Here is a 716-nt window from a genome sequence, read left to right as displayed (position 1 = left end):
TCCAGCCGATGCGCCAGCGAATGGCTCCAGCCAAACCCCAACCCGACATCGATCTCAACCGCACTGGTGCGATACAACCGGCTGAACTCGAACGGCAACAATCCATCAAGCACACCGTCAGTCAGCGTCAGCAGTTCCTCGCCGGTGACCATCGACACCGGACAACCGTTGGTGCAGGTCCGGGGCACGCAATCAGCGCTGTCGCCGTTGGGATTCTTCGCCTGAGCCGACGCATCGTCGCGAGGCTCATGGCGCTCCATTCGGGTCGTGCCGTGGGACTTGTTACGCGCAATGGCCGCCGGATTGGGCACTGTCAGCACCTGCGCATCCGCCGTACGAATCTCCAGCGGAACCGCAGGTGTCGGCCTCAACGGTGCCGGGCGTGCATTGACCATCAGCGGTTTCAAAGCGCCCGCATGCCGGGTCAGATCGGGCGCCGAAGTCAGCTCCGCCAGCCGCAACGCCGACGCCGCCAACCACTCCCGGGCGCGCGGCGACTTGACCTTGCCGAGCACCCTGGCGCTCAACCGCAGCGGCACGCCCATGCCCGCCGACACGCACATCAGCAGAAAACTGACCAGCAACTCCGCCCGAACTTCAGCCACCACCTCGGCCAGATACTGCGGCGGCAGCATCTTCAGCCAACTGGTGAAGGCCGCCAGATGAATGAACAGCAGCGGTTCGTCGCTGAGCATCAGCAGGCCATTGGCGATGGC

At 64.5% G+C, this 716-nt stretch carries 1 protein-coding gene; it reads right to left on the bottom strand.

Features of this window, described 5'->3' with window-relative positions:
* Positions 1 to 716: DUF6531 domain-containing protein (locus tag CAG02_RS29395; RefSeq protein ID WP_256576979.1), on the bottom strand; the 716-nt coding region annotated here is incomplete at both ends.

Origin of the sequence: Pseudomonas sp. R43(2017) (assembly GCF_002112345.1) — a bacterium.
Classification (GTDB): domain Bacteria; phylum Pseudomonadota; class Gammaproteobacteria; order Pseudomonadales; family Pseudomonadaceae; genus Aquipseudomonas; species Aquipseudomonas kribbensis.
This window is presented reverse-complemented; position numbering and strand designations above follow the sequence as displayed.